We start from the raw sequence: 26,297 nt of genomic DNA, 5'->3' as shown, positions 1-26,297 counted from the left end.
TCAGTTCGGCCGAGTTACATTATCCCAAGAGCGGATCAGCGAACAAGCGCAGGACGCTTGGGGTCGAATGTCCAGCCGGGAATCAGGTACTGCATGGCCATGGCATCGTCGCGCTGGCCCAGGCTGAGGGACTTGAACAGGGCGTGGCCCTGCTCCAGTTTCTCCCGGTCCAGATCGATGCCCAGCCCCGGCCGGTCGGGAATGGTGAGTTTGCCGTCGCGGATCTTCAGTGGGTCACGGGTGAGCCGCTGTCCGTCCTGCCAGATCCAGTGCGTGTCGATGGCCGTGATCTCGCCCGGGCAGGCAGCCGCCACGTGCGTCATCATCGCCAGCGAGATGTCGAAGTGGTTGTTGGAATGCGATCCCCAGGTCATGCCCCACTCGTTGCACAGTTCACCCACGGCGACCGCCCCCTGCATGGTCCAGAAGTGGCAGTCCGCCAGCGGGATGTCCACGGAATCCAGGCGCACCGCGTTACGCAACTGCTGCCAATCGGTGGCGATCATGTTGGTCGCCGTTCGCAGCCCGGTCTGGCGGCGGAACTCGCTCATGGTTTCACGGCCGGACCAGGCACCCTCGGCGCCGCAGGGGTCTTCGGCATAGCTGAGCATGTGCTTGACCGGCGTCAGGTATTCGATGGCCTGCTTGAGCGTCCAGGCGCCGTTGGGATCGAGGGTCAGGCGCGCTTCCGGGAAAGCGTCGTAGAGTGCGGCGATGCACTCCGCTTCCTGATGACCGTCCAGCACCCCGCCCTTGAGCTTGAAGTCGCGGAAGCCATAACGCTCGTAGGCCGCCTTGGCCAGCCTGGCCACCGCGTCCGGCGTCAGGGCTTCGCGGGTGCGGACGCGGTCCCACTCATCCTGCGGGTTCTCGCAGGTCGGATACGGCAGATCCGTCTTGTCGGGATCGCCGAGCAGGAACAGGTAGCCCAGGGCCTCGACCTGGTCGCGCTGACGGCCGTACTGGCCCAGCAACTCCACCACCGGCAGGCCCATGTTCTGGCCGGCCAGGTCCAGCAACGCCGACTCGATGCCAGTGATCACGTGGACCGCCACCCGGAGGTCGAAGGTCTGGTTGCCGCGCACATCATCGGACTGCCCGGAGATGGCGTCACGCACGCGGCTGATGATCGCCTTGTAGCGCCCGACCGACTGCCCTTCCACCAGCTCGCGACAGGCTTCCAGCGTACGGACGATGGCATCGGTGGCCGGGATTTCGCCCAGGCCGATGTTGCCGTCGTTGTCTTCCAGGACCACCACCGTCCGGATAAACCAGGGGGCGTGGCCACCGCTGAGGTTCAGCAGAAAGCTGTCATAGCCCGCCACCGGAACCACCGACATTTTCTTGATTGTTGTAAACATCGTTCTACCTCGCTCGGTTGGGGGCGGATACGTCCCCGCCCCGGAATCGCTGCGGTCAGCGGTTGTTGCTGATGATCGCCGCCAGGGCTTCGCGGTCTGTCGGCGTGGGCATCGTCAGCGGCGCGCGTACGTCACCGGCCGGCTGGCCCACGATGTCTGTACCGGCCTTGATCAGGCTGACGGCATAGCCCTTCTTGCGATCGCGCAGGCGGCAGAAGGGAATAAAGAAATCCCGGATGATCGCTTGCACAGTGGCCGTGTCACCGCCCCGCAGTGCCCGGTAGAACTTCATCGCCATCTCCGGCATGAAGTTGTACACGGCGGATGAGTAGGTGTTCACGCCGATCGAGAGGTAGGCCTCGGCAATGATCTCGGCGGTCGGTACGCCGCCGATGTAAACCAGACGATCGCCGACGGTCTTGATGGTGTCGTTCAGGGCGGCCATGTTGCCGACCCCGTCCTTGAGACCGATCAGGTTGGGACAGGCGGCCGCCAGGGCCTTCACGTTGTCGGCATCCAGGATACCGTTGGCGCGGTTGTAGTAGATGACCTGCAGGGACGTGCTGTCGATGACCGCACGGGCGTATTCCACGATGCCTTCCGTCGGGCATTCGGTCAGATACGGCGGCATCAGCAGGATACCGTCGCAACCCGCTTCCTCCGCGGCCTGGCAGAAACACTGGGCCTCCGGCACGCTGCGGCCGGCGCTGGCAATGACCGGCACCCGGCCGTCGACCACCTCTACCGCGACCCGGACGATCTCGCGGTACTCCTCCAGCGACAGGGAGAAGAACTCCCCGGTGCCGCCGGCGACGAACACGCTGGACACGCCCTGCTGCACGAAGCGCTCAATGCGTTCGCGATAGGTGTCGGCATTGAAGCGGCCGCTGGCGTCCAGGTCGGTGACCGGGAACGACAGCAGGCCGTCGCTCAGCGACTGTCGGATACGTTCTACAGAAAGCGTCATGGTTGTCAGTCCTCATTGTCCATGTTGTTTCGGTTCGCAGCGGTTCGGGCTTTGGGCGGGGACTGAGTGACCTATTTATATGACATCATACAACAGGACATCCTCTCTTCAAGTCAGCCTCGTCCAGCCAGCCCGCTCCCGGGCGCGCCAAAGTCAGGGAGCTATAAGCCACTCAGGCGTGAGCGGCTTTGCCCCGGTGTTTCGAGTTTTGCCAGTAAGTGAAAATCAGGAACGCCACAGCGATGCCGATGAAAGCCAGGCTGATCGGCCGGGATACCAGCACGGACCAGTCCCCGCCGGACAGCAACAGCGCACGTCTCAGGTTGGATTCGGCGATCGGCCCCAGAATCAGGCCCAGGATCACGGGTGCGGTGCCAAAGCCGTACTTGTTCAGGAAGAAGCCCAGCACACCAAAGCCCAGCATCAGGTAGACGTTGAAGATGTCGCCATCCACCGCGTACACGCCGATGACGCAGAACACGAGGATCATGGCCATCAGGATCTTGCGCGGCACCTGCAGCACCTTGACGAACATCCGGATGCCGAACCACTGGATCAGCAGCATGAACACGTTGGCCACCAGGAAGGCGATAAAGATCCCGTAGATGATCGGCGCCTGGTCGGTGAACAGGGTCGGTCCGGGCTGAATCCCCTGGATCATCAGACCACCCATCAGCACCGCCGTGGCCGCTTCACCGGGCACCCCGAGGGTCAGCATGGGAATCAGCGCGCCGCCCACCAGGGAGTTATTGGACGACTCCGACGCCACAATGCCTTCGTGGTGGCCGGTGCCGAACTTCTCCGGCGTCTTCGACATCTTCTTGGCCTGATCGTAGGACAGGAAGGATGCGATACTGCCACCGGCGCCAGGGATCGCCCCGACAATCACGCCGATGATCGAACTGGAACCGAGCACCTTCCAGCTGCGGAAGACCTCCAGCCAACGTGGGGCGGCCTTGTCCATACACACATCGGAGCGCTGCGCCGCCTTCGCCTTGAAGTAGTCCACCACGTCCGTCAGCACCTGGGACACGGCGAACAGCCCGATCAGCGCCGGCAGCAGGCTGATGCCGGTGAGCAGCGAGAAGTTGCCGTAGGTGAAACGGGTCACACCCGCCACAGGATCCGTGCCCACGGTCGCCAGCAGCAGACCGATCAGGCCGGCAATGATGCCTTTCATCAGCGTTTTCGCCACGGAGGCGATGATCACCAGCCCGAAAATGCTCAGGGCGAAATATTCCGCCGGGCCGAACTGCAACGCGAAATCCGCGATGGGCGGCGCCAGCAGGCTCAGCACGATCGCGCTGAAAATGCCGCCGAAGAAGGACGCCACGATGGCAATCCCCAGGGCCCGGCCGGCTTCGCCACGGCGCGCCATCGGGAACGCATCCAGCGTGGTGGCCACGGACGACGGCGTGCCTGGAATATTCAGCAGCGTAGCGGACACCGACCCACCGGCAATCGCGCCGCACAGGGTTCCCAGCAGCATGCCCATGCCCATCACCGGCGGCATACCGAAGGTCAGGGGCAGCAGCAGCGCAATGGCCATGGCCGCCGTCAGTCCCGGCAGCGCCCCCATGATCAGGCCAAGCAGCGTGCCGCCAGCAATGGCCAGGAGAACGTAGAACTGGAAGACCAGTCCCAGGGCGTCGAGATACTGTCCCATGATTACACCCCCATCGCGCCCAGGGTGGGCAGAACCAGCCCAAACCCTTTACTGAAGAGAAGGAAGATGGCCACGGACACCACCGCAGAGAATCCGACCAGCATGCCGGCACTTCGCGGCGTGATACGCTGGCGCTCACCGGCGCTCAGCAGCATCAGCGTGGCCACCACGGCAACGATCAGCAGGGCCGTGGAGATCACGTAGCCCAGCGGCTCCAGCACCAGTGAGTAGACCACCAGCTCCGCCAGCACGATCAACCAGCCCAGTACCGCGCCCCGGGTATCTCCGCCTTCATCGGGTTTTGCCTCATGCCGCACCTTGAGGAGCGTGCGAAACAGCGACACGCCCAGGAAGATCAGCAACAGGGTACAGATAGCCTTGGGGAAGAAAGCCGGCGCCAGACTGCCGCCGGCTGCGCTGCCACGAATCCCGAAGGCTTCGTAGAGCGCGAATCCCGCAAAGCCCATCAGCACCGCAGTAAAAACGGCTTCGCCAACAGACCTGCTCATAAGTCACCCGTTATTGCTTGACCGACTCGGCAATGGGAATCATCAGTTCCGCATTGTCCTTGATGAAGGCGTCCAGCTCGTCGCCGTACAGCGGCTTGATATCCGTGCCGCCGTTCTTGGCTGCTTGCCGGAACTGCGGATCCTGGACGGCTTCCTTGATGGCGGTGACCCACTGTTCCTCGATGGCCGGATCCAGTCCCTTCGGAGCGGCGATACCGCGCCACTGGTTCAGCTCCATGTCGAAGCCCAGTTCTTTCATGGTCGGTACTTCCGGCATGGCGCTACTGCGCTCACCACCGGTGGAGACAATGGCCGTCAGCTTGCCGGACTCCACCGCCGACATGATCTCGGACGGGTTCAGCACGACCGCATCGACATGACCACCCATGGCCGCTGACACCGCCGCGGAACCGCCATCAAACGGAATGAACTGGAAGTCCATGCCCAGCTCGCGCCCCAGCGCCACAGACGTCACATGAGTCGAAGAACCCACGCCGGAAAAGCCCACCGACAGCTTGTCGCCGGACGCCTGCAGGTCCTCCTTCAGGGATTCGAAGTCGGTCCACTGATCGTTGTCACGTACCGCCAGGACGTAGGGCATCACGGTGACACGGGCGATGTATTCAAAGTCGTTGTAGGAGAAACCGACGTTGCCCAACCCTTCCAGGGTGAAGTTGGCGTTGTTGGGGGTGGTGACGGTGTAACCGTCAGCACGGGACGTCACAGCACGGGAGTAGCCCACGGCACCGCCACCGCCGGAGATGTTGCGAACGACCAGGGTGCCGCCGAGCGCGTCTTCCAGAGCCGGCTGGATGGAACGGACGAAGGTATCAGAGCCGCCACCCGGGCCATAGGGTACGATGAACTCAATGTTTTTCTCGGGGTAACCATCATCTGCCTGCGCCAGGGCCGGAACGGTGGCGCTGGCAAGCGCAACGGACAATGCGATGATTGTTTTTTTCATATCAAACCTCGTTAACGTCTTGAATTTGTTGTCGTGACCGAGTGTTTTGCTTTCCGGCGAGTGCGTCGCCTTCCAGATTGTCATGCCCACATCCGGCGAGGAAGGGGCGCGATGGCAGGCCAATATCGTATCTGGCCGGACCATAACCTGTGTTTACTTTCCGAGCACCTCCTGCCCTGTTTCATTCACCGCGACGTTCACGTGACGGTTGCTTGAAGTTCGTACTACGTCATACATCATACAACTTAAAAGTCATCCTCTCCGCTTTACAGAAGAAATGCAACCACCGAAAGAAAAAAATCGACGAAAAATATGGGCGCCTGTTACAGGCGCCCATCGGAAAGGCTCGGTCCTTTTTGACGAATCGGTGGAACGGGTTGACGACTCAGTGGAACGGGAACAGGTAGTTCATCCACGCCGACATGCGCAGCAGGATTTTGCGCATGATCGCCACGTGCTCGAAATGCTCGCTGTAGAGGGCCATCTGGCCATAGGCCCCGCCGGGCAATGTCTGCCGGTATTTGTCGAAGGATGGGTCCGTGATGTGCACCCGCACCGGCACCCTGCCCGGCGGGGCGTTGTCGATGGCCAGATTGCCGGTGGGCTGGAGCTGGCCTTCAGCCAGAATCGGGATAACGGTGACCACCTCGCCGGAGAAGACCTTGCCCGGAATGCCATCGAACGCCACTTCGGCTTCGTCCCCTTCTTCCAGACGCAGCAGGCTGTTCTGGCGGAACCAGCCGGTGAAGATGTCCGCTTCCTGGTGCACGAACACCAGTGACGGCCGCAACGGCAGATTCACCGCCATCATGCCGGGCCGCAGGAACAGCTGCGACACGTAGCCCCGCGTCGGCGCCCGGACAACGGTTTCCTCCAGATTGTATTGCGCGGCCGTCAGCTCACTTTCCAACTCATCCACCTGGGCCTCGGCCACGTCCTGATTACGGCGTGGTCCGGCGCCTGTGCGGGCCAGTTGGGTGGCACGATCCAGATCCAGACGGGCGGATTTAAGCTGTGCCTGGAGCGAATCGACCTTGGCCTGGAACGGTGTCGGGTCCAGCCGGAACAGCACATCTCCCTCCTCCATCAGGCGGTTGGGCGTGGCCTCCACACTCACCACCCGGCCGCGAACGGTGGGAATGATCGGGGTGGTCAGCTCGTACTTGCGGGCCCGCTCCGAATACGGATGGTTGTAGTTCATCAGCATCAGCAGCGCGCCGATCAGGAAAATGCCGCCCAGCACCGCGGTCGGCACGGTCCATTTGTTGAGCGGCACCCGGAAGACCTTGAAGACAACGATGCAGATCGCGGTATACGTGAGGATCAGCAGCAAATCCATGTTCAGCCCTCCCCACGATCGGATTCGAGACGCTTCAACCGATCACTGAGTTCTGTGACCTGGCGTTCAAGGCTTTCGATGTGATCGTGGCCGGAGCGGCCATCCTGAAATCCCCAACCGCGGTCGCTGCGGTAGAGGGTGGCCCAGATCCAGAGGAACGGCCACAGCACATGCAGGGTCAGCAGGCTGATCCAGCCGGTGACGTGGATGGCGTCCTGGTGGGGGTGATTGCGCTTTTTGGCAATTTCGTACGGAATATCGTGAATCGCAATAATGCCGTAGAACAGCACCACGACCACAAAGAACAGCATGAACAACGCGAAGTAATCGAGCATGTACGGCTTCCCTGGCCAGCTAATATTAAGAGGTTATAAGCAACCCTTAAAAAGATTAGCAGCAATTCGGCAGAACGCCGGGAAGACGGTGCAGGGAAGATAGTGCCGTAAAGATAGTGCCGGGAAGACAGGAGAGCCGTTCAGCCTATTGCAGCGAACACCCCAGACTCATGGCGCGAACCAGCTCTTCGTCCTCCCCGACCCACTGGGGCAGGTTGGCCTGCAGGAATTCGAGCCAGGTCTTCACCTTGGCGTCCAGATACTGGCGCGACGGGTACAGAGCGTGGACGTTGAGGGTTTGCAGCCGGTATTGAGGCAGGACGCGCACCAACGCGCCACTGCGCAACATGCTCATCGCCGAGTACAGCGGCAACGCCACGATCCCCAGCCCTCCGGCGGCCGCCTCGGCGATGGCGTCACCCACGTTGACCTGCAGGGGCGATGCCCCGAGTTCAACGGTCATGTCGCCATCCGGCCCGTGCAGATTCCAGTTGTCCATCGGCAGCACCGGGCTGGCCAGGCGCAGGCAGTCGTGGTGGCGCAGATCCTCGGGCGTGCGCGGCTCGCCCCGGGCGCGCAGGTATTCCGGTGACGCACACAGCACGCTGTAGGTCTGGCCCAGACTGCGCGAGATCAGACTGGAGCTGGGCAGCTGTTTGCTGATCACGATGGCGACCTCGAAGCCTTCCTCCAGCATGTCCGGGATGCGGTTGGCCAGGGTCAGCTCGAAGGACACGTCCGGGTAAAGCTGGCGATACTGATTGATCGCGCGGATGGCGTAGTGCTGCCCCACCCCGGTCATCGAATGCAGCCGCAGGACGCCGCGCGGGCGCGCATGGGCGTCCGAGGCCTCGGCTTCGGCCTCTTCGATGATCGGCAGGATCTGCTGACAGCGCAGCAGGTAGCGCTGGCCGGCTTCGGTCAGCGCCAGACGGCGGGTGGAGCGGTGCAGCAGCCGCGTTTGCAGATGCGATTCCAGATTGCTGACCGCGCGGGACACGCTGGCCGTGGTGGTATCCAGCACCTGCGCCGCGCCGGTGTAGCTGCCGGTTTCGGCCACCTGCACGAAAACGCGCATGTTGTGCAGAATATCCATCGACGACGCTCCCGTCCGTGTGCTTCACCCAGTTGATTCACTCAGCCCATTCAGGCCACTCAGCCGGCATCCGGCTGGACGATCACCGTGGCCGTGGTGCCTGCGGCCAGCACCAGTCCGTCCGGCACCTCATCGATATGGACCCGCACCGGAATGCGCTGCGCCAGACGCACCCAGGTAAACGTCGGGTTGACGTCCGCCACCAGTTGGCGGCTTTGCGGGTTGTCGTGATCGTAGATGGCGCGGGTGATGCTCTCCACATGGCCCTTCAGTATCTCACCGCTCATCAGTTCCATCCGTACGGGATCCCCGACGTGCACGCCGGGCAGCTTGTTCTCCTCGAAGTAGCCGTAAACCCAGTACGAGTGCTCGTCGACCACCGCCAACCGCGGCTTGCCGGCGGTCGCGTAGTCGCCCTGATGAACGTTGAGATTGGTGACGTAACCGTCTACCGGCGCGCGGATCTGCGTGCGCGCCAGCGACCATTGGGCCTCGTCGAGTCTGGCCAGGGCCTGCTGGTATTCGGCGCGGGCGATGGCGGCGGCGTTGGAGGCATCGTCCAGGCTCTCCCGCGAGACCACCTTGCGATCCAGTTGCACCCGGCGTTTGGCTTCCGCCTCGCGCATGCGCATGGAGGCTTTGCGGGACGCCACCAGGGCTTCGGCCTGTTCCACCGCGATCTCGTATTTCTCGGGATCGATGCGCATCAGCAGGTCGCCCTTTTGCACCCGCTGATTGTCGGACACCGGCATTTCCACCACACGCCCGGACACATCGCTGGCGACGTTGATGATATCGGCCCGAACCCGGCCGTCCCGGGTCCAGGGCGCGTCCATGTAATGCTGCCAGAGTAGCGTGCCCAGCAGGGCTGCGGCGGCGAAGACGAGCAGTGTCACCGCAAGACTGATGACTGTTTTCAGTTTCATGGCTAAATCGAAGATCCGTCAGTGAACGAGTGTGAATGGCCGCGCCATCAGTAGATGAGCAGCGCCATGGCGCAGAACAGGGCCAGGAACAGCGACACCCGGAACAGCGCCGGATGCCAGATGACCTCGTAGGCCCCGAGCCGGCGCAGACCGACGTCCAGCCCCCAGGCCAGGGCCAGCGCGCCCACAAAAACCAGCATCAGCGTGGGCAGCAGCAGCCCCTCCATCGGGGTTTCACGGGCCCACTCAAGATTGAGCATGGAGGTCTCCTTCCGCGTTTCCGGTCTGTACGCCGATCTGACGCCGCAGGATGGAATGGCGATCGAGCAACGTGGTGCGAACGAAATGCAGGTAGCTGAGCACCCGGCGCTCGGCCGAATGCTGGAAATGGGACTGCGCCTCGAGGCGACCGTGCAGGTCCCAGATCACCCGCTCGACCTGCTCCCTGGCGCGATTCAACGCCCCCGGCGACGGCGTCGCGAACAGCGTCACCAGCCGGCGCTCCAGCCCGGCCAGCTCGACGGCCAGGTCATCAGCAACGGGCTGCGCGGCGAGTTCCTGGCGCCAGTTGATCATGGCGTGCCCCACTTCCTGCACGATCAGGCTCCACTGCACCAGGGCGGCCTGCACGTCCGGACGCCGGGCCGCCAGACCATAGGCCTGGGCCAGGATGTCCCGGGTCCGGCTTTCGAAACGGCCGTTGAGGCCATCCAGCCCACCCGTCGCCGCCAGGCCCAGAACGCCGCGCAGATCTTTTTCCAGCACCCACCACATCCAGGCGCTGGCCGGCGGCAGGATCACGCTGGTGGTCACCGCGGCCAGAACACCGCCCATGAACAGCCCGAGGTAGTTGCTGATCACCGTGACCGGCGCGTACTGGGTCGGGTTGGTGGGCACGCTGCCCATGGTGAACATGATCAGCAGCCCCAGGCCGACAAACGCGTAGGCGGGTTTCAGGCTCAGGTAAAGCCCCAGCAGGTAGACCGGCAGCAACGCCATCAACAGTAGCGGCAGGCCATCGATCAACGGGAACACGTAGACGCTTTCAATGACCCCGAACACCCCGCCAATGAAGGTGCCGATGGCCATCTGGATCGCCAGCCGGGTGGGATGGGGCATCCCCGAGGACAGCGCGCATATGGCCGCCGCGTTGGCGATCATCAGCACGCCGGCGCGCCAGTCCAGCGCGAACCAGATTGCCCCGCCCAGGAAGATGGTGATCGCCGCCCGACCACCGGCCACCAGCGACGCGTAAAGATTGACCCGGGAGGCAAACCCGCCCCGCACCTGCTCGCGCGCGTGGTTCCGGCTGCCCAGTGCCTGGTGGGCCCGGGCGTAGGCGTGCAGGGTTTCGGCGAATCGGTACAGCAGTTCGGCGGCCGTATTGAATTCAAGCAACTCGGACTCGGAAGCCCCACCCGCCAGCAACGCCCGGCGGCTTTGCCGGATGCGCTGCATCAGCGGCGCCCGCGCCTGCTCCAGGGCGTCGGCAAACTGGCCGGCTTCCTGCGGGCTCATCAGGCTGTCGGGCCAGGGCTGCAACAGGCCCGCAACGAGTTCCAGGCAGGGCGACAGCGACTCGATTACCGGCTCCAGGGATTCCTCGCGCAAGCGCCGCAACTGGCGGTGTAGCGCGTTGAAGCGGGTCAACAGTCCCAGGAATGCGTGGTTCAGGTGCTGCAATCGCCGGCTGCGCAGACGTGTGTGGGGATCTTCGATGGCGGACGCCGAACGGCTCGCTTCCAGCCCCACCGCCTCGGTCGCAAAGTCGGCGTTGACCTTGCTCAGCGCATCGGGATCGCGTCCGTCCAGGTGCGCCAGCACGAAGCCGGCGAACCGGCCGAACCGACTGGCCACGGCGCTGCGCATGGCGGCGTGGCTGGTCTGGGGGAACACCAGGATGCTGACCACGCTGGACACGAACAGTGCCAGAAAGATCTCAAGCACCCGCCAGATGGCATCGGCGATCGCGGTATCCGGATGCGCCGACGCCGGCAGGCCGATCAGTGCGGCGGTGTAGCCGGCCAGGACGCAGGCGTAGAAGCGCATGTCCCGGTAACGCGCCGCGCCGGCGATACAGGCGCCGATCCACAGGGACATGGCAGCCAGGAACAGCCAGCGCTGCTGCGCGAACAACGCCACCAGCACGATCATCACGCCCAGGCCCATCAGCGAGCCCACCGCCCGCGCCAGACTCTTGGCCATCACCTGCCCGCTCTGCGGCTGCATCACGATGAACACCGTGATCAGGGCCGTGCTGGGCTGTTGCAACTGCAGCAACATCGCCAGCCAGAGAGTGATAAAGGCCGCCAGCAGCGTCTTGAACACGAACAGCCAGCTCAGGCCGTCGCTGCGACGCCATGATCGCCAGGCCTGGCGCCAGTCGGATGCGGCTGGCAACGCCATGCGCTCAGCGGCCATCGTTCGCCGCCGCCTCATCCGCTGGCTGCAGACGGCCCGCCTCGGGGCCCGCAGCCTCGCTCATCAGACCGCCACCGAGAGCCACCTGCAATTCCGCATGGGCCGCCAGCCGCGAGGCCACCAGGCGCTCCACGACCAGCTTCTGTTTGTACAGGTTCTGTTCGGTGTTAAGCACATCCAGGTAATCGCTCAGGCCGCCTTCATAGGCTTCCAGCGTCAGGTCGTAGCTTTCCTGCGCCACTGCCACCGCCTCGGCGGCCATGGCCTGCTGTTTGTCGAGGGAATGCAGCCGCACCAACTGGTCGGAGATCCCACGCAGCGCGTTGAGCAACGTCTGGCGATAGCCGGCCACGGCCACGTCGTACTCCGCACTCTTGCCCGCCAGGGCGCTGCGCCGGGCGCCGCCGTCGAACACTGGCAGGGACAGCACCGGGCCGGCGCTGTAGGTGAACTTGTCGGAATCGAGAAAATCCAGCATCCCGCCCTGCACCGCCGAGAAGCCTACGGACGCCGCCAGATTCACGTTGGGATAGAAGTCCGCCCGCGCGGCGTCGATGTCCCGGGCGTAGGCGGCCACGCGCCAGCGGCTGGCAACCACATCCGGGCGATGACCGACCAGGGCCAGCGGGATGGACTCGGGGATGACCGGCGCCTCGGTCAGCGACAGGGCCGGCCGGTGCAACGCCGAGCCGGCGGCCGGCGAGCGTCCGGCCAGGACCGCAAGCTCGTTGCGGCTGAGCTGGATTTTCTCGTCCAGGTCTTCCAGCTCCTGGCGCATGGCCGGTATGGGCGCCCGCGCCTGGGTCACTTCCAGCTCGGTGCCCAGCCCGCCATCGAGACGCTTTTCCACCAGTTCGAGGATGTGGCGCTGTTGCTTGAGCAGGGAGCGTTTGACGTCGCGCTGGGCGTAATAAAGGGAAAACCGGATGTAGGCACGAACCAACTGGTCCACCAGGCTCAGCTGCACCGACCGGGCCTCGGCCACGCTGGCCTGGGCCCGGTTGAGGGCGGCTTCGGTGCGATTGTGCTCGCGACCCCAGAAATCCAGCAGGTAGGACGCGCCCAGTGCCAGGTTATTGTCCCAGGTGCGGCTGTCAGCCAGTTCGCCGGGCCCGTAGAAGTTGTCCGTGGGCCATTGGTGACGACGCAGCTGACCGTCCAGATTCAGCTGCGGTGCTTCCTCCGATTCGGTCAGCCCGGCGTAGGCCATGGATTGCCGGATCCGTGCCCGCGCCTCGGCCAGCGACGGGCTGCGCGCCAGCGCCGTGTCGATCCAGCGGTTAAGCTGCGGGTCGTGCAGGACCTGCCACCAGTCGCTGTCCGGCCAGGCTGCGTCCTGTCGCGCCGCGCGGGTGGCCTCGCCCAGCGACAGATCCTCGGCCGCGTCCGGATCGGCGGCCGGCCCGAGCCCACGGGAGCTGATGCACCCGGCAATTGTTGCAAATATCACAAAAACACCACAGACACCCAGCCCGCGGCGTATCGACAGGTCTAACACGCTTGGAAACTTCCCGGATCAGCAGAAAAAAGAGGCAAGTAACGATTTGGAGGATCAAAAATACAGGTCGCGAGGGATCAGCAGAAGGCGCCAAGCGGCAAGAGACTGTTGCGCTATTCGTAACAATTCGGGTCGCAACCATTCAGGAAGCCATCGCCACAACGCCATTATACGGGACCGCAACGAACAGCCGGGTTCAGACGCTCACTGCTTAACCAATCGGCGACTGAACCCGGCCCAACATGTCGCCTGTCAGCTCCGCTACACGGCACGTTCAGGCTTTCCAGAACGGCCTCCGGGCCTCTTCAACCAGGCTGCCGATGGGCAGCCCCACGTCTTTCTCGGCCAGGCCCGCGTCCATTTCCCGCAGCTGACGGCGCAGGCGAGCCCGGGCCCGGTAGCGCCGGAGCCATTCCCGCAGGATTGCGCCGGCACGGGCCCTGCGCGTCCGCTGACGCACCGGCGACGACCGCTCGGCGACAACCTCGAAGGGCGGGATAAACACGGTTTCGCGTTTGCTGGATGCAACTGTCTGCATGACATCTTCCTCCATAAAAAACGAATTGAGGCCGGCCGGTAAATGCCATTAAACTGCGGTAAAGCGGTCCAATCCATCGGTGTTTATGAAAGTCGGCGTTCGTAAAATATGAACATAAAACTCGATAAGCTACGCTCGTTCGTGCTGGTGGCGGACGAAGGCAACCTGACCCGTGCCGCCAACCGGCGCCACACCACCCCGTCGGCGGTCAGCGAACATCTGCGCCAGCTGGAGGATCATTTCGGGCTGCCCCTGTTCCAGCGCAACACCCGGGGTATGGCGCTTACCGATGCCGGACGCCGCCTGCTACCGGCCGCGCGTCAGGTCCTGCGGCAAGTGGTCGAACTGGACGACATCGCCCGCGCCCTGCGCTGCGATCAACCCACGCCACTGTCGTTTGCCCTCAACGCACCGCCGGAATACCTCAAGGTGGACCAGCTCTTGCGCACTGCCGCCCGCGACCTGCCCGAGGTGGCCCTGGAGCTGATCACCAGTTCCTCCTACATGATCCTCGACCAGGTACGCGCCGGAGAGGTGGACATGGGATTCGTGTACGGAGACATCTTCGACGAGCAGATCCTGAGCCTGCGTCTGGCGCCGATTCGGGTGAGTGTGGTGGGTCCGGTGGACGGTGGTCTGGCGCGTTTTCCCACCGATTCGGCCGAGCGACGCGCCCTGCCCTGGATCTGGCCGGCCAACACCTGCCCACTGGCCAACATGCTGCCGGACATCCTGGAGGGCGGCCGCGAGCAGGCCAACACGGTGTCGTCGTCCATCGACGAACACAGCACGCTGTCGATGATCCGCGCCGGGCTGGGCTACGGGCTGGTGGAGCACGAACTGGCCAGCCACTGGGCGGGCCGGGGCAGCGTGAAGGTCTACGACGACCCGCTGCTGACCATCAATCTCAACCTGCTGGTCCGGCGCGACCGGCTGGACCGGGAAGCGGTAAGCGCTGTAGTGCGGCTGGTGGAGCGGATCTGGCAACCCGAGGTGACCGAACCAGCACCGGCGGGCACCGAAAGCGTCAACGCCTGACCCGGCTCATCAGCCACTCGTGGCCATGCGGATGCCCAGACCGACCAGGCAGGCGCCAACCACCTTGTCGAGCACGCGCCCGAACGACTGCAAACGCCGCTGCATGCCCCGGGTCGCCACCAGCCGCGTGAGCAGTGCGAACCAGGCGACGTGCGCCAGCGCGATGAACAGGCCGTAGCCCACCTGCACGGACAGCGCCGTGCTCGACGACACCACCTGACTGAACAGCGCCACGATGAACAGCATCGCTTTGGGGTTCAGCGCATTGCACAAGACGCCTTGCCAAAGCAACCAGGCGTCGCCTGAACGACGCTGCGAATCCTCCACAGTCTCGACGGGATCACCCTGCCCGCGTGACGGCAAGAAGGCCCCAAGCCCCAACCAGATCAGGTAGGCCGCGCCCAGGTAGCGGATCACTTCGATCAGCCAGGCGTGCTGGGCCATCAGCAGGCCGAAGCCCAGCAAGGTGTAGCTCACGTGCAGCGCGATACCGAGACCGATTCCCACCGCGCCCAGATAGCCGGCGCGCGGACCTCGCATCAGACACTGACGAACCACGAACGCGAAATCCGGGCCCGGGCTCATCACCGCCAGCAGCGTGATGGTGGCGACGGCGACCAGCTCAACCGATACAGATGGCATGTCAGGCTCCTTTCCATGGCATTGAAAAAGGGCATTGTGGGGGATGCCGGAATGTCGCAGAATCGAAACTTTCTGACCGGAGCTGTGAGGCAGACTCACCGATGAGCCATCGACGCCGACTGCTGCCCGGCCTCCCCGCCTTCGAGGCCGCCGCGCGCCTGAACAACTTCACCCGCGCAGCGGAGGAGCTGCACCTGACCCACGGCGCCATCAGCCGGGCCATCGCGCAGCTGGAGGAGCGTCTGGGGACGCCGCTGTTCGTGCGCCACCCCCGCCGGGTCAGCCTGACGCCGGCCGGGTACCGGCTGCTGGAGGCGACCCGCAACGCCTTCGCTGAACTGGATCGTGCCGCCGATGAGATCGGGCGTGGTGACAGCGCGGATCCGGTGCTGCACGTGTCCTGTGAGCCCACCCTGTCGATGCGCTGGCTGATGCCGCGCCTGGGCCGGCTGCGGCAGCGGCACCCGGAACTTCAGGTGGAGCTGAGCACCGCCGGCGGCCCGATCGACCTGAACGCCAACGGCTGCGACCTGGCTATTCGCCGGCTCGACTTCACCCCACCGCAGGAAGCCGTCATCGACGTCCTGTGCCCGGAGCTGGCCGGCCCGGTGTGCCACCCCGAATGCTGGGGGGGCATGCTCGGACAGGACCTCAACCGCGCCCGCTGGCTGCACAGCCGTACACGGCCGTCCGCCTGGAGCGACTGGTGCCGTATGGCCGACCACCCCTACCTGCCCGCCAGCGAGCAAAGCTTCGACCACTTCTATTTCACCCTGCAGGCGGCCCTGGACCAACTCGGCACCGCCATCGGCCCGCTGCCGCTGGTGTACGACGACCTCCAGGCGGGCCGGCTCACGGCGCCGTTCGGCATGCGTCCGACGGGTGTGGATTACGTGATGCTGACGCCGCCCGAGGGTCAGAGCGATCAACGCACCCAGCGGTTTGCCGACTGGCTCAGGAGTGAAGCGGCCCATATGGCGCATTTCGAGCCGGCGTCGACAAGGCCTCATTCGGCTGGACTGGAGACCGACGGTTAACGGATCGACAGAGGCCCGATCACGCTGCACCATGGCACGCCAGCATGCACCAACAGCGTGCACAGCACTCCCCTCTCCAGACCCACGATGCATCGGTCCGACCAGCCAAGGCCCCTGGAACCGGCACTTGACGGAAGTGGCACGGAACTTGTTTTGTTCCCGTCACGCAGCGAGAGGTCGGTTTCTGTAACCACTGGTTTCCATAACCACTATCAACGCGCAACAATCTGACAAATGGTCAACTAGGGTTCCGGCCCGTATTCGATACGGGTGACTGGTCCGAGAGTTGACGGCCTTTTCCAAGGCTACACGGCGGGACAAAAGCCCGGGAGGATCGTTCAGTTACTGACGCCTCTCGTGTTTTTTTGACCCCCTAGCCAGGAGGAAAAGGCCATGCTCGAAACGGCATCCCCCCTCTACGACGATCTGATTCCCGGCGGATCCCACTGGTCCTTCATCATGCGCCGCGGTCACGTGCTGCGTCTGATCGACGAGACCGGCCACGCCAATGTCGGCATGCTGATGTACAACCCCGAGAACCCTCTCGAGCGGTACAACATGCCAGACACCCTCAAGAACCAGCACACCTTCAAGCTGACCAGGGGGCACGTCCTGCTGTCGGACATGGGCCGGGTGTTCGCGTCCATCATCCGCGACGACCTGGGCTGGCACGACACCGTCAGCGGCACCTGCAACGCCGAGCTCGTGGCGCACCGCTGGGGCCGCAAGACCTATCAGCAAGCCCACAACCAGTATCACCGCAACGGTCTTTCCAGCTTCCTCAACGAACTGGCCAAATACGGCCTGGGCAAGAAGGACCTGACCGCCAACCTGAACTGGTTCAGCCGGGTGAAGACCGACGACGCCGGCAACATGACCTACGTGAGCGATCACTCCCACGCCGGCGCCACGGTCGACCTGCGCTTCGAGATGGACACCATCGTGGTGCTGCACACCTGCCCGCACCCGCTGGACAGTGCGGCGGACTACCCCAGCCATCCCCTGCGTTACCAGCTCTTCAGGGCGTCACCGGTCACCGATGCCGATCCCTGCAAGACCTCGTCGCCGGAGGCCACCCGCGCCTTCGCCAACACCGCCCTGTACCACCTGATGCCGTAAGAGGAGGCCGGAGATGATCAAAGAAAGCGCACTCAATCCGGAAACCGCGAGCTTCCGCGAAACCGTCCCGGCGGGGGAATACTTCCTGAAGGTGGTTCAGGCCGGCGAGACCCTCCGCATCCTCGATCTGGAGGGCAACCAGGCCGCCGACACCCTGTTCTACAACGCCCACAACCCCACCGAGCGCTACAGCGTGACGGACACCCTGCGCGCCCAGGGCAATGTGTACCTGACCGCCGGCTCCAGACTGATGTCCTCGGAGAACAACGTGATGCTGGAAATCACCGCCGATACCTGCGGCCGCCACGACACCCTCGGCGGCGCCTGCGCGGCGGAGAGCAATACCACCCGGTATGCCCTAGAGAAGAAGTGCATGCACGCCTGCCGCGACAGCTGGCTGGTCGCGGTCACCGAGCATGAAGAGCTGGGCATGACCAAGCGGGACATCACCCACAACATCAACTTCTTCATGAACGTCCCGGTCACCGCCGACGGCGGACTGACCTTCGCCGACGGCATTTCCGACGCCGGCAAGTACGTCGAGATGGAAGCCAGAATGGACGTGCTGGTGATGATCTCCAACTGCCCACAACTCAACAACCCGTGCAACGGCTGGAACCCGACGCCGATCGAGGTGCTGGTATGGAGCTGAGAGACACCGGCATACAGAAGGTCCTGATCGCCAACCGTGGCGCCATTGCCTGCCGGGTGATCCGCACCCTGCGCGCCATGGGCATCATCTCGGTGGCGGTCTACGCCGAGGCGGACGCGGACTCCCTGCACGTGCGCCAGGCCGATGAAGCCTGGCCCCTGGGGGAAGGCGGCGCGGCCGACACCTACCTGAACCAGGACAAACTCTTCGCCATCCTCGCCGAGAGCGGCGCCCAGGCGGTGCATCCCGGCTACGGCTTCCTCAGTGAGAACGCCGACTTCGCCCGCCGCTGCGATGCCCAGGGCATTGTCTTCCTGGGCCCGACGCCACAGCAGATGGAGGACTTCGGCCTCAAGCACACCGCTCGCGCCCTCGCCGAGCAGGCCGGCGTGCCCCTGCTGCCCGGGACCGGCCTGCTCAACAGCCTGGACGACGCGCTGACGGAAGCCGGTCGGATCGGCTACCCGGTAATGCTCAAGAGCACCGCCGGCGGTGGCGGCATCGGCATGTCCCGCTGCTACACCGCGGATGACCTGAGCCGCACCTTCGAGTCGGTGCAGCGGCTGAGCCAGAACAACTTCAGCAACGCCGGCGTGTTCCTGGAAAAATTCGTCGAGCACGCGCGCCACGTCGAAGTGCAGCTGTTCGGTGACGGCGCCGGCACCGTGGTGGTCCTGGGCGAGCGCGACTGCTCCGCCCAGCGGCGCAACCAGAAGGTGATCGAGGAAGCCCCGGCCCCCGGGCTCAGCGGCAGTGTGCGCCAGCGCATGCACGATACCGCCCGCGCCCTGGGTGAGCGCATCGCCTATCGCAGCGCCGGCACGGTGGAGTTCATCTACGACCCGGACTCCACCGAGTTCTACTTCCTGGAAGTGAACACCCGCCTGCAGGTGGAACACGGCGTGACCGAAGCGGTCTACGGCGTCGACATCGTCCGCTGGATGGTGGAACTGGGCGCCGGCACCCTGTCGAACCTGGGCGAGCGGGCCGCGAACCTCCAACCAAGGGGCCACGCCATCCAGGTGCGACTGTACGCCGAAGACCCCAATAAGGACTTCCAGCCTTCGGCCGGCCTGCTCACCAACGTGGTCTGGCCGGAAGACGACCGGCTGCGGATCGACACCTGGATCCAGCCGGGCACCGAGGTATCCCCGCTCTACGATCCCATGCTGGCCAAAGTCATCGTCCACGGCGACGACCGGGAAGCGTCCCGTAACGCGCTGTTGGACGCCCTGGATCACAGTCAGCTCTATGGCATCCAGACCAACCGCGACTACGTGCAACAGGTTCTGGCGGACGACCGTTTTGTCGAAGGCCGGCTGACGACGCGCAGCCTGAACGAATTCGACTACCGGCCGGCCACGGTGGACGTGCTCAGCGGCGGCACCCTGACCACCATTCAGGACTACCCGGGCCGCATCGGCTACTGGGAAGTGGGCGTGCCGCCCTCCGGCCCCTTCGACAGCTATTCCTTCCGCCTGGGCAATCGCCTGCTGGGGAACGAGGCGTCGGACGCCGGTCTGGAAATCACCCTGCGCGGCCCGACCCTGCGTTTCAACCGGGCCACCCAGATCGTGCTCGCCGGGAGTGAACTGGACGCTACGCTGGACGACGTTCCGGTCGCCTTCTGGCAGGTGCTGGATGTGGCGGCCGGCGCCACCCTTAAACTCGGCAACGTAACGGGCGATGGCGCCCGGGCCTACCTCCTGTTCCGCGGCGGACTGGATTGCCCGGCCTACCTGGAATCCCGCAGCACCTTCACGCTGGGACAGTTCGGCGGCCACTGCGGTCGCGCCCTGCGGGCGGGCGACGTGCTGCCACTGACCGACGCGGAACCGGTCGCTGCCGCGTCACTGGAGCGGGGCCTGAAACCGGCCATCGGCAAGACCTGGCAACTGCACGTCACCTATGGCCCCCACGGCGCTCCGGACTATTTCACCCAGGCCGACATCGACACCTTTTTCGCCAGCGAGTGGGAGATCCACTACAACTCCAGCCGGACCGGCGTGCGCCTGATCGGCCCCAAACCGGAGTGGGCGCGCAGCGATGGCGGCGAAGCGGGCATGCACCCGTCCAACATCCACGACAACGCCTACGCCGTGGGCACCGTCGACTTTACCGGCGACATGCCGGTGATCCTCGGCCCGGACGGCCCCAGCCTGGGCGGTTTCGTGTGCCCGGTAACGGTGATCAGCGCCGACCTGTGGAAACTGGGCCAGCTCAAGGCCGGTGACAAGGTGCGGTTCGTCCCGGTCAGCCAGGGCCAGGCCGTGGCCCTGCGCGAAGCGCTGGACGAATCGGTGGCGACGCTGACGGCGGCCACCACGCGCATCACCCCCATCCGCCCGGAGACGCCGATCCTCGCGTCGCTGGACACCGATGCGCACGAAACCGGCGTGGTCTACCGGGCCGCCGGCGACAACTACGTGCTGGTGGAATACGGTCCGATGGAACTGGACATCCGCCTGCGCTTCCGCGCCCACGCCCTGATGCTTTGGTTACGGGAACAGGCGCACCCCGCGATCCTGGAGCTGACCCCGGGCATCCGCTCGCTGCAGGTGCACTACGACAGCCGCAGGCTCAGCCAGCCGGATCTGATAACTCTGTTGACCGGTGCTGAAAAGGAGCTGGAGCAACAGCCGGAATGGGACGTGCCGGCGCGCATCGTGCACCTGCCCCTGTCCTGGGACGATGAAGCCTGCCACCAGGCCATTGCCAAGTACATGCAGTCGGTGCGCAAGGACGCCCCCTGGTGCCCCAGTAACCTGGAATTCATTCGCCGCATCAACGGCCTGGACAGCATCGACGCGGTCAAGAGAACCGTCTTCGACGCCAGCTACCTGGTCATGGGCCTGGGCGACGTCTATCTGGGCGCACCGGTGGCCACCCCCATGGACCCACGCCACCGTCTGGTCACCACCAAGTACAACCCGGCCCGAACCTGGACCGCGGAAAACTCCGTCGGCATCGGCGGCGCCTACCTGTGCGTCTACGGCATGGAAGGACCCGGCGGCTATCAGTTTGTCGGCCGCACGCTGCAGATGTGGAACCGCTACCGCACGACGGACCTGTTCGAGCCGGGCAAGCCGTGGCTGCTGCGCTTCTTCGACCAGGTGCGCTTCTACGAAGTCAGCGCGGAAGAACTGCAGCGGATTCGGCGCGACTTCCCCAACGGCGACTACCCCATCCAGGTGGAGCACACCCGCTTCAACCTGAAGGACTACGAAGCGTTCCTGGCGGACCACGATGACGCGATCCGGTCGTTTACCGCCAAGCGCCAGCAGGCCTTCGACGAAGAACTGCAACGCTGGATCGAATCCGGCCAGATCAACTTCAGCGCCGAGGCGCCCCTGGAGGATGCCAGCGACGACGACCTCGCCGATCTGCCCAGCGGACAGCACGCCGTGGAAAGCCACGTCGCCGGCAACCTCTGGGAATGCCTGGTGCAGCCGGGCGATGCGATCGAGGCCCAGCGCCCGGTGGCGGTGGTGGAATCCATGAAGATGGAGATCGAACTGCTCAGCCCGGTCAGCGGGCGGGTGGTGGACGTTCGCCGCGAGGCGGGCCAGGCGGTAGCGCCGGGCACGCCGGTGGTGATTGTGGAAGAACAACAATGAGTGGCCAACAACCCAAAACGTCAAATAACGGGCTCGACCCGAGGAGAGCATCCATGAAAGCACGACAACTGACGCAACGGCTGGGCGCGGGTCTTCTGACCGCGACCCTGTCCCTGGGCGCCCTGGCCCAGGAGCGGGACTCCTTCAGCATCGCCTGGACCATCTACGCCGGCTGGGTGCCCTGGCAGTATGCCGAGGACAGCGGCATCATGAAAAAGTGGGCCGACAAGTACGACATCGACGTGGATATCGTCCAGGTCAACGACTACATCGAGTCCATCAACCAGTACACCGCCGGCCAGTTCGACGGTGTGGTGGCCACCAGCATGGACGCGCTGTCCATCCCGGCGGCGTCCGGCAAGGACACCACCGCGCTGATCGTGGGCGACTACTCCAACGGCAACGACGGCCTGGTGTCCAAGGACGCCACATCCATCGAAGACCTGGAAGGCGAAACCGTGCACCTGGTGGAACTGTCCGTGTCCCACTACCTGCTGGTGCGGGCGCTGGACTCCGTGGGCCTGGAAGAGCGCGACATCAACGTGGTGAACATTTCCGACGCCGACCTGGTGTCCGCCTTCCAGACCGACGAGGTCCGTCACGTGGCCACCTGGAACCCGTTGCTGACCGAGGTCGCCAACTACCCGGGCGCCACGGAGCTGTTCAACTCCAGCCAGATCCCGGGCCATATCAAGGATCTGACCATCGTCGACAGCCAGACCCTCGAGGACAACCCGGCCCTGGGCAAGGCGCTGGTGGGCGCGTGGTACGAGACCATGAGCATTCTCAAGGCCGACACAGAGGAAGGCCGGGAAGCACGCGCCATGCTGGGCGAGATTTCCGGCACCGACCGGGAAGGCTACGAAGCCCAACTGGCCGGCATGAAAATGTTCTGGGAACCGCAGATGTCGGTCGACTTCATCAACGGTGACCAGGCCCACGAAGCCATGGACAGCGTTCGCCAGTTCTCCTTCGACAAGGGACTGCTGGGCCAGGGTGCCATGAGCCCGGACTTCGTCGGCATCGAATTCCCCGACGGCAGCGTTATGGGCAGCGAGGACAACGTGAAGCTGCGCTTCAACGACGACTACATGGAAATGGCGGCCGACGGCGAGATCTGATCCCGGCCTTGCCGCAAACCATCGCTGAGGGCACGATAGTCGTGCCCTCTTTTTCGTTCTGCCAGAGACCCGAACCACGCATGCGCCGCACCAAGGAAGACGCCGAGAAAACCCGCCGCAACGTTATTGAAGCCGCCCTGACCCTGTTCAGCCGCGATGGCTATTCCCTGACCACCCTTAGCCGCATCGCGCGGGAAGCCGGCTGCAGCCGCGGCCCCATCTACTGGCACTTCGAAACCAAGGACGATCTTTACGAGGCAGTGCTGGCCTATTCCCAGGAGCCGCTGGAAGCCCTGGTAGCCGAGTGCCATGCCATGGCGGATCAACCCATCCAGGCAATGGACCATTTCATCGACCGCTGGCTGTCCCTGCTCGCCAACGACCGGCGCTACCGGCAATCCTTCGAGATCCTGCTCAACAAGACCGAACTGACCGATGCCATGTCGCGCACCCTGAAGCGCGAACGAGCGCTCACCCAGTCCATCGTGGCCCTTTTCGGTGCGCTGATAGACACGGCCCGGACGGCGGGGCTGATCGACAATCCAGGGCCGGCCGACAAGCTGGGCCTGGTCAGCTACACCTACCTGATGGGCATTACCCAGACCTGGTTGTTCGCGCCGAAGCTGTTTTCCCTCAAGCAGGAAACGGCGTTCTTCCGGCAACAGTTCTGGCGACTGCTGGGATCGCAAGCGGGAGGGGGTGATAAGGCGGGGTGAATCGCAAGGGCGAATCACGGGAGCGGCCATGCCAGAGGACCGGTCCGCTCCTTTAAGGCGGCTGCCCGGCCCGCGCCCTGACCCGTTCAGCCAGGGCGCGAGACGGTTCTACGGCTGGTCAGAACATCTTCAGGTAGCGGTCCACCTCCCAGGACGACACGTGGTTCTGGTAGCTTTCCCACTCCCCTTTCTTGAACGCCACGAAGCTGTCGAACATCGCCTCGCCGAAGACCTGCCGTGACAGCGGGTCGGCTTCGAAGGCCTCCACCGCCTCGCCGAGGTTCCGCGGCAGGTACTCGATGCCCCGGGCGGCGATCTCGGCGTCGCCGTAGTTGTACATGTTCTCGTGGTGCGGCTCGCCCGCATCCAGCCCCTCACGAATGCCTTCCAGCCCCGCCGCCAGCATCAGGGCGCCGCCCAGGTATGGGTTACAGGCAATGTCCGCCGCGCGGCATTCGATGCGCCCGCCGGCGCCGGGAATCCGGATCATGTTGGTGCGGTTGTTGGAGCCGTAGCACTGGAACACCGGTGCCCAGGTGGAGCCGGACATGCTGCCCTGACGCACCAGGCGCTTGTAACTGTTCACCGTGGGCGCGATCACGGCACTGATGGCGCCCGCGTGCTTCAGCACCCCGGCGATGAAGTGATAGGCGATCCGGCTGATGCCGCAATCGTGAAGGTCATCCCCCTGCGGTTCGAACAGGTTCTCACCGGTCTTCAGGTCCGCCAGCGACATGTTGTAGTGGGCGCCGCTGCCGGTGCGGTCGGCGAACGGCTTGGGCATGAAGCTGGCAAAGGCGCCGTGCTTTCGGGCAATCTCGTTGGCCATCATGCGGAAGAAAACGAAGCGGTCCGCCATGGTCAGGCCGTCGGCGTATTTGAAGTCGGTCTCGAACTGGCCGTTGGCGTCTTCATGGTCGAACGAATACACGTCCCAGCCCAGTTCGTTCATCGCCTCAACGATCTCGTCGACAATGGCCAGGTTGTCCATCATCGAGCGCGGGTCGTAGCAGGGCTTGCCGTCAGTATCCCGGTCGCTGATCGGGGCGAACCCGCCGTCTTCGGTCTCGCGGAACAGGAAGAACTCGGTCTCGATGCCCAGGTTGAAGCGGTACCCCATGTCCGCCGCCGCATCGAGCTGGCGCCGGAAGATGTTTCGGGAGCAGGCCTCGAACGGCTGGCCGTTGAGGTAGAGGTTGCCCGGAAACCAGGCCAGTTGTCGGTTCCAGGGGCAGATGGCCATGCCGTCGGCGTCGGGCATCGCCGCCACTTCGTCGTCGGAAATGTCCTGGGGCACACCGTCCAGGGCCGCGCCGGTGTACAACTCCGAGCCCTCCATCATCTGGCCCAGATGGGCGATGGGCACGAACTTGCCCTTGCTGATGCCGTGAATGTCCACATAGCTGGCGATGGCGTACTTCACCCCCGCTTCCTCAAGTTGCCGTTTCAAAGCTTCGCTGGATGGTTGATCTGACATGGTGAATGTCCTGTGACAGGGAGAACCAGGTAGCGCCGTGATCGTTGACGCTGATTTAAATTGGCACGAACTTTCCATTCAACATACATGCCAGCATGTATATATAACGACAGCCAAGCCGCCCGGAACGGATGGCAAGGAGCTACCCAAATGACTGATAAGCAATGGATAAAACGCGAGCTCACCGTACCAGACTTCCCGCTTTCCGCCGGCGGTTCTCTGCGTCAGGCTCGACTGATTTACCACCAGATGGGCTCGCTCAACGCACCAAAAGACAACCTGATCCTGCTGCCCACGTACTACGGTGGTGCGGCGGCGGGCAACCACCCCTGGGTCGACCCCGGCAGCCCCCTCGACCCGGATCGGTACTGCATCGTGATTCCCGCGATGCTGGGCGCCGGCGAGTCGTCTTCCCCATCCAACACCCCAGCGCCGCAGGCCGGATCGAACTTCCCCACTCTGCGACTGGCGGACAATATCCAGCTGCAGAAGCGACTGGTGGACGAGGTGTTCGACGGCGCCACCCTGGCGCTGGTTGCGGGCTGGTCCATGGGCGGGATGCAGGCGCTGCAGTGGGCCAGCCTCTATCCCGAGCGGGTTCGTGGCGTGGTCGCCAGCTGTTGTACCGCCCGGTGCAGCCCGCACAACGGGCTGTTTCTGGATGGCCTCAAGAGCGCGCTTCAGGCTGATCCCCGCCTGAACGACGGTTGCGCCGCGCAGCCAGTCGATGGCCTGAAGGCCTTCGCCCGGGTCTATGCGGGCTGGGCGTACTCTCAAGCGTTCTTTCGCAACGGTGACTACCGGGCGTTGGGATTCGACGACATCGACGCCCTGCTCGCGTTCTGGGAGCAGGATCACCTCGACCAGGACGCCCACGACCTGTTGGCCGTGCTCAACGTCTGGCAACACGCCGATATCAGCGCCGCGGCGGACGCGTTCGAAGACGCCCTGGCCCGCATCACCATGCCCACCCGCATCCTGCCCTGCCGCAGCGATCTCTACTTCACAGAGGACGACGCGCGGCGGGAGGCGGCCCTGATGCCGGGCGCGCACGTACAGGTGCTGGATTCGGACTGGGGGCATATCGCCGGTGGCCCCGGCCGGAATCCTGCCGTCATGAGGGTCGTGTTCGACGCCGTGAGGGCCATTCTGTCTCCCTGATCCCGTGAACCAATTCAGGGCATCGCGAAAAGGCACGCCCTGCCACGGCGCACAATATCCGCCATCCGATCCATCACAAGCGCGACGACGCTGAGGG

At 64.3% G+C, this 26,297-nt stretch carries 23 protein-coding genes and 1 riboswitch; of the genes, 8 read left to right on the top strand and 15 right to left on the bottom strand.

Annotation, left to right across the window (positions count from 1 at the left end; all coding sequences use genetic code 11):
* Positions 1 to 35: 35 nt before the first annotated feature.
* The 13 genes from DKK67_RS06690 to DKK67_RS06630 all read right to left on the bottom strand — a co-directional run bounded on the left by DKK67_RS06690 (position 36) and on the right by DKK67_RS06630 (position 13,620).
* Positions 36 to 1,361 (bottom strand): enolase C-terminal domain-like protein, encoded by a 1,326-nt coding sequence (locus DKK67_RS06690; RefSeq protein WP_111495598.1) that lies wholly within the window; start codon positions 1,359 to 1,361, stop codon positions 36 to 38.
* Between the two features lie 55 nt (positions 1,362 to 1,416).
* Positions 1,417 to 2,328 carry a 5-dehydro-4-deoxyglucarate dehydratase gene (gene kdgD, locus DKK67_RS06685; RefSeq protein WP_111495596.1) on the bottom strand — a complete coding sequence of 304 codons (912 nt, stop codon included), beginning with the start codon at positions 2,326 to 2,328 and terminating at the stop codon, positions 1,417 to 1,419.
* Positions 2,329 to 2,500: 172 nt separating this feature from the next.
* A complete protein-coding gene (locus tag DKK67_RS06680) occupies positions 2,501 to 3,994 on the bottom strand; it encodes a tripartite tricarboxylate transporter permease (RefSeq protein ID WP_162628772.1) in 1,494 nt (497 codons plus the stop codon).
* Positions 3,995 to 3,996: 2 nt separating this feature from the next.
* Positions 3,997 to 4,503, bottom strand: a complete 507-nt coding sequence (locus DKK67_RS06675) for a tripartite tricarboxylate transporter TctB family protein (protein WP_111495592.1) — start codon at positions 4,501 to 4,503, stop codon at positions 3,997 to 3,999.
* Between the two features lie 10 nt (positions 4,504 to 4,513).
* On the bottom strand, positions 4,514 to 5,467 hold the full coding sequence (locus DKK67_RS06670; protein WP_162628771.1) for a Bug family tripartite tricarboxylate transporter substrate binding protein: 954 nt from the start codon (positions 5,465 to 5,467) through the stop codon (positions 4,514 to 4,516).
* 385 nt (positions 5,468 to 5,852) lie between these two features.
* Positions 5,853 to 6,806 (bottom strand): HlyD family secretion protein, encoded by a 954-nt coding sequence (locus DKK67_RS06665; protein ID WP_111495588.1) that lies wholly within the window; start codon positions 6,804 to 6,806, stop codon positions 5,853 to 5,855.
* Positions 6,807 to 6,808: 2 nt separating this feature from the next.
* Positions 6,809 to 7,141, bottom strand: a complete 333-nt coding sequence (locus DKK67_RS06660) for a DUF3302 domain-containing protein (protein WP_111495586.1) — start codon at positions 7,139 to 7,141, stop codon at positions 6,809 to 6,811.
* 145 nt (positions 7,142 to 7,286) lie between these two features.
* Entirely contained in the window at positions 7,287 to 8,237 is a 951-nt protein-coding gene (locus tag DKK67_RS06655; RefSeq protein WP_111495584.1) for a LysR family transcriptional regulator, read from the bottom strand.
* Between the two features lie 59 nt (positions 8,238 to 8,296).
* Positions 8,297 to 9,163: an efflux RND transporter periplasmic adaptor subunit gene (locus DKK67_RS06650; RefSeq protein WP_111495582.1), complete on the bottom strand. Its 867-nt coding sequence runs from the start codon at positions 9,161 to 9,163 to the stop codon at positions 8,297 to 8,299.
* A 47-nt stretch (positions 9,164 to 9,210) separates the two neighbouring features.
* Entirely contained in the window at positions 9,211 to 9,423 is a 213-nt protein-coding gene (locus tag DKK67_RS06645; RefSeq protein WP_228160526.1) for a DUF1656 domain-containing protein, read from the bottom strand.
* Positions 9,410 to 11,584: an FUSC family protein gene (locus DKK67_RS06640; RefSeq protein ID WP_111495580.1), complete on the bottom strand. Its 2,175-nt coding sequence runs from the start codon at positions 11,582 to 11,584 to the stop codon at positions 9,410 to 9,412. The genes DKK67_RS06645 and DKK67_RS06640 overlap by 14 nt, the downstream gene beginning before the upstream one ends.
* Complete coding sequence (locus DKK67_RS06635; RefSeq protein WP_204355743.1) at positions 11,574 to 13,034, bottom strand: efflux transporter outer membrane subunit; 1,461 nt, start codon at positions 13,032 to 13,034, stop codon at positions 11,574 to 11,576. Before DKK67_RS06635 ends, DKK67_RS06640 begins: the two co-directional genes overlap by 11 nt.
* Before the next feature lie 322 nt (positions 13,035 to 13,356).
* Complete coding sequence (locus DKK67_RS06630) at positions 13,357 to 13,620, bottom strand: hypothetical protein (protein ID WP_111495578.1); 264 nt, start codon at positions 13,618 to 13,620, stop codon at positions 13,357 to 13,359.
* A gap of 108 nt (positions 13,621 to 13,728) precedes the next feature.
* Here DKK67_RS06630 and DKK67_RS06625 point away from each other — a divergent pair, with 108 nt between their 5' ends.
* Positions 13,729 to 14,658, top strand: a complete 930-nt coding sequence (locus DKK67_RS06625; protein WP_111495576.1) for a LysR family transcriptional regulator — start codon at positions 13,729 to 13,731, stop codon at positions 14,656 to 14,658.
* Between the two features lie 9 nt (positions 14,659 to 14,667).
* On the opposite strand, the gene DKK67_RS06620 is transcribed toward DKK67_RS06625, so the two are convergent.
* Entirely contained in the window at positions 14,668 to 15,300 is a 633-nt protein-coding gene (locus DKK67_RS06620; RefSeq protein ID WP_111495574.1) for a LysE family translocator, read from the bottom strand.
* Between the two features lie 101 nt (positions 15,301 to 15,401).
* Between DKK67_RS06620 and DKK67_RS06615 the strand changes: the two genes are divergently transcribed.
* The 6 genes from DKK67_RS06615 to DKK67_RS06590 all read left to right on the top strand — a co-directional run bounded on the left by DKK67_RS06615 (position 15,402) and on the right by DKK67_RS06590 (position 23,562).
* A complete protein-coding gene (locus DKK67_RS06615; protein WP_111495572.1) occupies positions 15,402 to 16,337 on the top strand; it encodes a LysR substrate-binding domain-containing protein in 936 nt (311 codons plus the stop codon).
* A 231-nt stretch (positions 16,338 to 16,568) separates the two neighbouring features.
* Positions 16,569 to 16,671, top strand: a riboswitch (guanidine-I (ykkC/yxkD leader).
* Between the two features lie 59 nt (positions 16,672 to 16,730).
* The gene (locus DKK67_RS06610) at positions 16,731 to 17,456 is read left to right on the top strand and encodes an urea amidolyase associated protein UAAP1 (RefSeq protein WP_111495570.1); all 726 of its coding nucleotides are present in this window, start codon (positions 16,731 to 16,733) and stop codon (positions 17,454 to 17,456) included.
* A 13-nt stretch (positions 17,457 to 17,469) separates the two neighbouring features.
* The gene (locus DKK67_RS06605) at positions 17,470 to 18,108 is read left to right on the top strand and encodes an urea amidolyase associated protein UAAP2 (RefSeq protein WP_111495568.1); all 639 of its coding nucleotides are present in this window, start codon (positions 17,470 to 17,472) and stop codon (positions 18,106 to 18,108) included.
* Positions 18,099 to 21,725, top strand: coding sequence for an urea carboxylase (uca, locus tag DKK67_RS06600; RefSeq protein WP_111495566.1), 3,627 nt, complete (start codon positions 18,099 to 18,101; stop codon positions 21,723 to 21,725). The genes DKK67_RS06605 and uca overlap by 10 nt, the downstream gene beginning before the upstream one ends.
* Positions 21,726 to 21,778: 53 nt before the next feature.
* Positions 21,779 to 22,846, top strand: a complete 1,068-nt coding sequence (locus DKK67_RS06595) for a putative urea ABC transporter substrate-binding protein (RefSeq protein ID WP_111495564.1) — start codon at positions 21,779 to 21,781, stop codon at positions 22,844 to 22,846.
* 80 nt (positions 22,847 to 22,926) lie between these two features.
* Positions 22,927 to 23,562, top strand: coding sequence for a TetR family transcriptional regulator (locus tag DKK67_RS06590; RefSeq protein WP_111495562.1), 636 nt, complete (start codon positions 22,927 to 22,929; stop codon positions 23,560 to 23,562).
* Between the two features lie 118 nt (positions 23,563 to 23,680).
* On the opposite strand, the gene glnT is transcribed toward DKK67_RS06590, so the two are convergent.
* Positions 23,681 to 25,039 (bottom strand): type III glutamate--ammonia ligase, encoded by a 1,359-nt coding sequence (gene glnT / locus DKK67_RS06585; RefSeq protein ID WP_111495560.1) that lies wholly within the window; start codon positions 25,037 to 25,039, stop codon positions 23,681 to 23,683.
* A 150-nt stretch (positions 25,040 to 25,189) separates the two neighbouring features.
* On the opposite strand from glnT, the gene DKK67_RS06580 reads away from it, so the two are divergent.
* A complete protein-coding gene (locus tag DKK67_RS06580) occupies positions 25,190 to 26,200 on the top strand; it encodes an alpha/beta fold hydrolase (protein ID WP_111495558.1) in 1,011 nt (336 codons plus the stop codon).
* Positions 26,201 to 26,297: the final 97 nt, after the last annotated feature.

It is taken from the genome of Marinobacter bohaiensis (assembly GCF_003258515.1).
Lineage (GTDB): Bacteria > Pseudomonadota > Gammaproteobacteria > Pseudomonadales > Oleiphilaceae > Marinobacter_A > Marinobacter_A bohaiensis.
Note: the sequence above shows the minus strand (reverse complement) of the source record. Positions and strands in the feature narration are given on the sequence as shown.